We start from the raw sequence: 5,123 nt of genomic DNA on the forward strand, positions 1-5,123 counted from the left end.
CGATTGTGGCGAAGTGGTTAACGCACCGGATTGTGGCTCCGGCATTCGTGGGTTCGATTCCCATCAGTCGCCCCATCTAAAAATTGCGGGTGTAGTTTAATGGTAGAACTTCAGCCTTCCAAGCTGACTGTGAGAGTTCGATTCTCTTCACCCGCTCCATAAAAAAAGGGCGCCATAGCCAAGTGGTAAGGCGTGGGACTGCAACTCCCTGATCATCGGTTCAAATCCGATTGGCGCCTCCAATTAAATTAATAATGATGTGCCTGGGTGGCGGAACTGGTAGACGCACAGGACTTAAAATCCTGCGGGTGGTGACACCCGTGCCGGTTCGATTCCGGCCCTAGGCACCAATTTATGACAATTTAGAGTAGAGATGCTCTTTTTTTAATGAGATATGCTATAAAAGGCCGAAATAGCTCAATTGGTAGAGCAACTGACTTGTAATCAGTAGGTTGCGGGTTCAAGTCCTGCTTTCGGCACCATATAATTAAGTAGGGGTGTAGTTTAACGGTAGAACAGCGGTCTCCAAAACCGTTAGTGTGGGTTCGATTCCTGCCACCCCTGCCATGGCGATTGTGGCGAAGTGGTTAACGCACCGGATTGTGGCTCCGGCATTCGTGGGTTCGATTCCCATCAGTCGCCCCATCTAAAAATTGCGGGTGTAGTTTAATGGTAGAACTTCAGCCTTCCAAGCTGACTGTGAGAGTTCGATTCTCTTCACCCGCTCCATAAAAAAAGGGCGCCATAGCCAAGTGGTAAGGCGTGGGACTGCAACTCCCTGATCATCGGTTCAAATCCGATTGGCGCCTCCAATTAAATTAATAATGATGTGCCTGGGTGGCGGAACTGGTAGACGCACAGGACTTAAAATCCTGCGGGTGGTGACACCCGTGCCGGTTCGATTCCGGCCCTAGGCACCAATTTATGACGATTAAGAGTAGGGTTACTCTTTTTTATTTTTCTTAAAGTTACTCTTTTTTATTTTTCTTAAAACTTCTTAGGATATATCTTAAGAAGTTTTTTTTATATCAATTATAATAACGGTTACATATAGTTGTTATGATGTTTAGTTGCTATAATTATCTATAAACACATGAGGGGGATAATAATGAAAAAAAACATTCTATTATTAATGATTATATTTTTATTAGTTGGATGTAGTAATAGTACCGATGAGAGGGCGGAAGTTTCAAGTGACAATGGTGTTTTTTATGAAATATTTGTACGTTCATTTGCAGATAGTGATGGTGATGGTATTGGTGATTTTAATGGAATTACTGAGAATTTGGACTATCTTGTAGATTTAGGAGTTAAAGGAATTTGGTTATTACCTATTTATCCATCTCCAAGTTACCATGGGTATGATGTAACAGATTACTATAATGTTAATTCTGAGTATGGAACGTTAGATGATTTTAAAAAATTAGTTTCAGAAGCCCATAATAAAGGAATAAAAGTTGTATTAGATATGGTTTTAAATCATGCCAGTAGTGAGCATCCATGGTTTATAGATAGTAAGGAAAATATTGATAGTGATTATACTGATTACTTTATTTGGGCTGATGCGAATGATTCATCATATGATTTTTCAGCTTCTCCTATTGATGGAAAAGCGTGGTCTAAGTATGAAAATCGTATGTATTTTGGTGCATTTTGGAGTGGAATGCCTGATTGGAATGCTTCAAATAATAAAGTAAGAGAAGAGTTTATTAATATTGGACAGTATTGGATTGATTTAGGTGTTGATGGATTTAGATTAGATGCAGCAAAGTATTTGTACGCACAAGGTGAATATAATACTGATTTAAATTTACTACAAGAAAATTTAGATTTTTGGAAAGAGATAACAGATGGATGGCGTGACGCTAAAGATGATTTATATATTGTTGCAGAGGTATGGTCAGGATCTTCATCAGTTGCCCCATATTACAGTAATTTTGATGCAAATTTCAATTTTGATTTAGCTGATGCAATTGTATCTGTTGTTCGTCGTGAAAGAGATCTTAGTGGATTTGGATTAATGAAAAATTTAACAAGAATGCATGAGTCTTTTGAAAAATATGCTGGAGATAGAGGATATAGTGATGCTATATTTTTAACGAATCATGATCAAGATCGTGTCATGTCTGTATTAAATAACGATATGGATTTAATGAAATTGGCAGCAGATATTTATTTAATGTTACCAGGGAACCCATATATTTATTATGGAGAGGAAATTGGAATGTTAGGGAGAAAACCTGATGAAGATATTAGATTCCCTCTTAAATGGGGAAATGATTATGAGACTGAATGGTGTAAGGATACTTTAAATATGGATTTAGATAGTATAGAGGTACAATTAGAGGATAAAGATTCGTTATTAAATCATTATAAGTCTTTAATTGCAGTGCGTAATAGTAGTGATGCACTATCTAGTGGAGAGATGGTCGCCCTTAGTATGAGTAAGTCTCTACTAATCGGACAAATTCGTTATACTGAGACAGAAGCGGTTTTCATTTTACATAATATCAGTGAACGCGATTGTGAAGTTGGATTTAGTACTGATGATGAAAACCTTATTTATTCGACAAAAACAGGTTATACTTTAAAGTCAGATTCTGTTATAATTCCAAGTAAGGGTACTATGTTATTTAGTATTCCAGTAGAAGAGGTTAGCTTGTATGAGGAGCTAGAGATTGAAATAGGATAGGTGGAGCAAGAATGAAAAAGTTAAAGTTAATGTTAAAATCAGGGTACTCAATAGATTCAATTTTTGAATTGAGAAAAACACCCATTATTATTAGTTTAATTTTTGGTATTTTTTTATCAATGATGCAAATGACGCCGTTCGCCTTTTCTTTATTAAAAGATGAAGCTTATAGATGGGATGAAAAGATTTGGATGTTATCTGATGATGAGAAGGCAATGATAGTCGAATCATTACCAGATTATAAAATTGAAAATGGGGCTTTAAGTAATAATGAGTTTTACGAAATCAAGGTTAATAGTGATGTTAAAATTTTATTTAACGGTGATGCGAATTTGGTGACGAATGGTTTAGTTTTTAATCATGATCACTTAATTTTTGTGGAACAAGGTAGACAGTATGATTTATCTTACGGTGAATATGAAGGAACTAATTTTGGTCAACTTCGACAAATGGATGTAGCATCTGGGTATGAAGGTGTATTTGCTCCTTTTGCAAAGTCTTTAAAACCTTTATTGATTGTTCCATTCATTATGGGAAATTATCAGACAGGAATTTTAACTTTCTTTATTTATACATTTGTTGTAGCGGCGTTATCGATGTTATTTAAGTTTGGACATACAAGTTTTATTAGTTATAAAGAAGTATTAAATATTATGATTTATTCTGGGACAATTCCTTCAATCATTTCATTAATTATAGGATTAATTATTTCTCCTGCTTTCACAACGATTATTTTTAATTTTGGAACACCACTAATTGCTTTCGTCGTTTATCGTAAGAAAGTTATTCCGAGTTTAATTTAATGAAAAAAAGCGAGATTCTATGTGAGAATCTTGCTTTTTTGTATATTTAAACATATTTTTGTAACCGATTCCACATTAAATGTCGGATATTGCATTTCGGTTTTGTAAGTGCTATACTTAATATGTAAGCAATTTCAAAAACAAATTGTTTTAGACAATTGGGAGGTATAAGGATGAAGAAATTATTATCACTAGGATTAGTTGCATCGTTATCGTTAACAGGATTAGTAGCTTGTGGTGGAAATGACGCTGAAACACCAGCAGAAACACCATCTAATGGATCTGCTGAGACTACTGAGAAACCAGCAACTTCAGGGGAAAAAGTAGAGATTAAATTATGGTTAGACGATGATGATTATGCAGCAGCAATTGAACCAGCAATTGAAGCAGCTTATCCAAACATTGATGTTGTATATGAAAAAGTTGGAGCAGTAGATGCTCGTACTAAATTAGAGTTAGATGGTCCTGCGGGATTAGGTGGGGATGTATTCATTCAACCTCATGATGGAATGAGTGAATCAATCTTATCAAATATCTTATTACCTTTAGGATCAGATTTAGGAAATATGATCGAAGAACGTATGTTAGAAGGGGCTGTTGGTACTGTTAAAGTTGATAACACATATTATGGTATCCCATTAGCAACTGAATCATTAGCTTTATTCTATAACAAAACTTTATTAGAGGAAAATGGATTTGAAGTTGCAACTTCATTTGAACAAATTAAAGAACAAGCAGCACAATACAATGATGCTGCAACAAATAAATTCTTATTACGTTTCCAACCAGGGAACTCATATGACATGCACTTCTTCTTAACAGGGGCAGGATTCCAATTATATGGTGAAAATCACGATGATGCTTCTCAAGTTAACTTAAATACTCAAGAAGTTATCGATGGTTTAACATTCTTCCAATCAATGAAAGAATATTTACCAGTCCCATATGCAGATTTAAATTGGGATACTATCCATGGTGAGTTTATTAAAGGAAACGTTCCTTACATGATCTCTGGACCTTGGTCATTAGCTGAAGCAAAAACTGGAGCTGAAGACAATGAATTTGAATGGGGAGTAACGACTATTCCAACAATTAATGGTGTTCAACCTGAAACATTCTCAGGAAATATCATTGCTTGTGTAAGTGCATACACACAACATCCAACTGAGGCGAAACAAGTTGCTGAATTCTTAGCATCTGAAGAAGGATTACAAATTATGTATGATGTACAAGGAAAAATCCCTGCATTAAAAGATGCATCTGTTATCGAAGGGGTAACTGAAGATCCATATGTAGCTGGTATTTTAGCTCAAGCTGAATATGCACAACCAATGCCAATCTTACCAGAAATGTCAAAATACTGGGGTGCAGCTGAAACAATGTACCGTTCAGTATGGGAAGGTTTAGCAACTCCTGAAGAAGCAGCTGCTAAAGCTTTAGACGATTACAATACTGCATTACAAATGACTGAGTAGTATCTTTAAAACCATAATGACTTAAATTGAAATCCTAGTAGTTAAGCTACTAGGATTTTTTTGTATAAGACGAATTGTCAATACAAATGCGACAGTTTCTCATGAAATAGCTCGAATGAAGTTTTCCACCCTAAACATTTTCGTGGTCGATGA

General features: G+C 35.5%; 3 protein-coding genes and 9 tRNA genes. All 12 read left to right on the forward strand.

Features of this window, described 5'->3' with window-relative positions; all coding sequences use genetic code 11:
- Window positions 1-85: 85 nt before the first annotated feature.
- The 12 genes from HMPREF9402_RS10965 (at window position 86) to HMPREF9402_RS11020 (ending at window position 4,970) form a co-directional block, all read left to right on the forward strand.
- Window positions 86-159, forward strand: a tRNA-Gly gene (locus HMPREF9402_RS10965).
- Window positions 160-168: 9 nt separating this feature from the next.
- Window positions 169-242: transfer RNA gene (locus HMPREF9402_RS10970), tRNA-Cys, on the forward strand.
- A 19-nt stretch (window positions 243-261) separates the two neighbouring features.
- Window positions 262-350, forward strand: a tRNA-Leu gene (locus tag HMPREF9402_RS10975).
- Window positions 351-406: 56 nt separating this feature from the next.
- A tRNA-Thr gene (locus HMPREF9402_RS10980) sits at window positions 407-482 on the forward strand.
- A gap of 11 nt (window positions 483-493) precedes the next feature.
- Window positions 494-567, forward strand: a tRNA-Trp gene (locus HMPREF9402_RS10985).
- Between the two features lie 2 nt (window positions 568-569).
- A tRNA-His gene (locus HMPREF9402_RS10990) sits at window positions 570-645 on the forward strand.
- A gap of 10 nt (window positions 646-655) precedes the next feature.
- A tRNA-Gly gene (locus HMPREF9402_RS10995) sits at window positions 656-729 on the forward strand.
- 9 nt (window positions 730-738) lie between these two features.
- Window positions 739-812 (forward strand) — tRNA-Cys (locus HMPREF9402_RS11000).
- 19 nt (window positions 813-831) lie between these two features.
- A tRNA-Leu gene (locus tag HMPREF9402_RS11005) sits at window positions 832-920 on the forward strand.
- Between the two features lie 188 nt (window positions 921-1,108).
- Window positions 1,109-2,692: an alpha-amylase family glycosyl hydrolase gene (locus HMPREF9402_RS11010; RefSeq protein WP_009607393.1), complete on the forward strand. Its 1,584-nt coding sequence runs from the start codon at window positions 1,109-1,111 to the stop codon at window positions 2,690-2,692.
- Window positions 2,693-2,703: 11 nt separating this feature from the next.
- Entirely contained in the window at window positions 2,704-3,495 is a 792-nt protein-coding gene (locus HMPREF9402_RS11015) for a DUF1189 family protein (protein ID WP_006783251.1), read from the forward strand.
- 173 nt (window positions 3,496-3,668) lie between these two features.
- Entirely contained in the window at window positions 3,669-4,970 is a 1,302-nt protein-coding gene (locus HMPREF9402_RS11020) for a sugar ABC transporter substrate-binding protein (protein WP_009607394.1), read from the forward strand.
- The last annotated feature ends 153 nt before the right edge of the window (window positions 4,971-5,123 follow it).

The sequence above is a fragment of the Turicibacter sp. HGF1 genome (assembly GCF_000191865.1).
Classification (GTDB): domain Bacteria; phylum Bacillota_I; class Bacilli_A; order MOL361; family Turicibacteraceae; genus Turicibacter; species Turicibacter sanguinis.

Bases quoted from the DNA above. Each gene is read 5' to 3' on its own strand.
- HMPREF9402_RS11010 (WP_009607393.1), top strand. From the start codon at position 1,109: ATGAAAAAAAACATTCTATTATTAATGATTATATTTTTATTAGTTGGA.
- HMPREF9402_RS11015 (WP_006783251.1), top strand. From the start codon at position 2,704: ATGAAAAAGTTAAAGTTAATGTTAAAATCAGGGTACTCAATAGATTCA.
- HMPREF9402_RS11020 (WP_009607394.1), top strand. From the start codon at position 3,669: ATGAAGAAATTATTATCACTAGGATTAGTTGCATCGTTATCGTTAACA.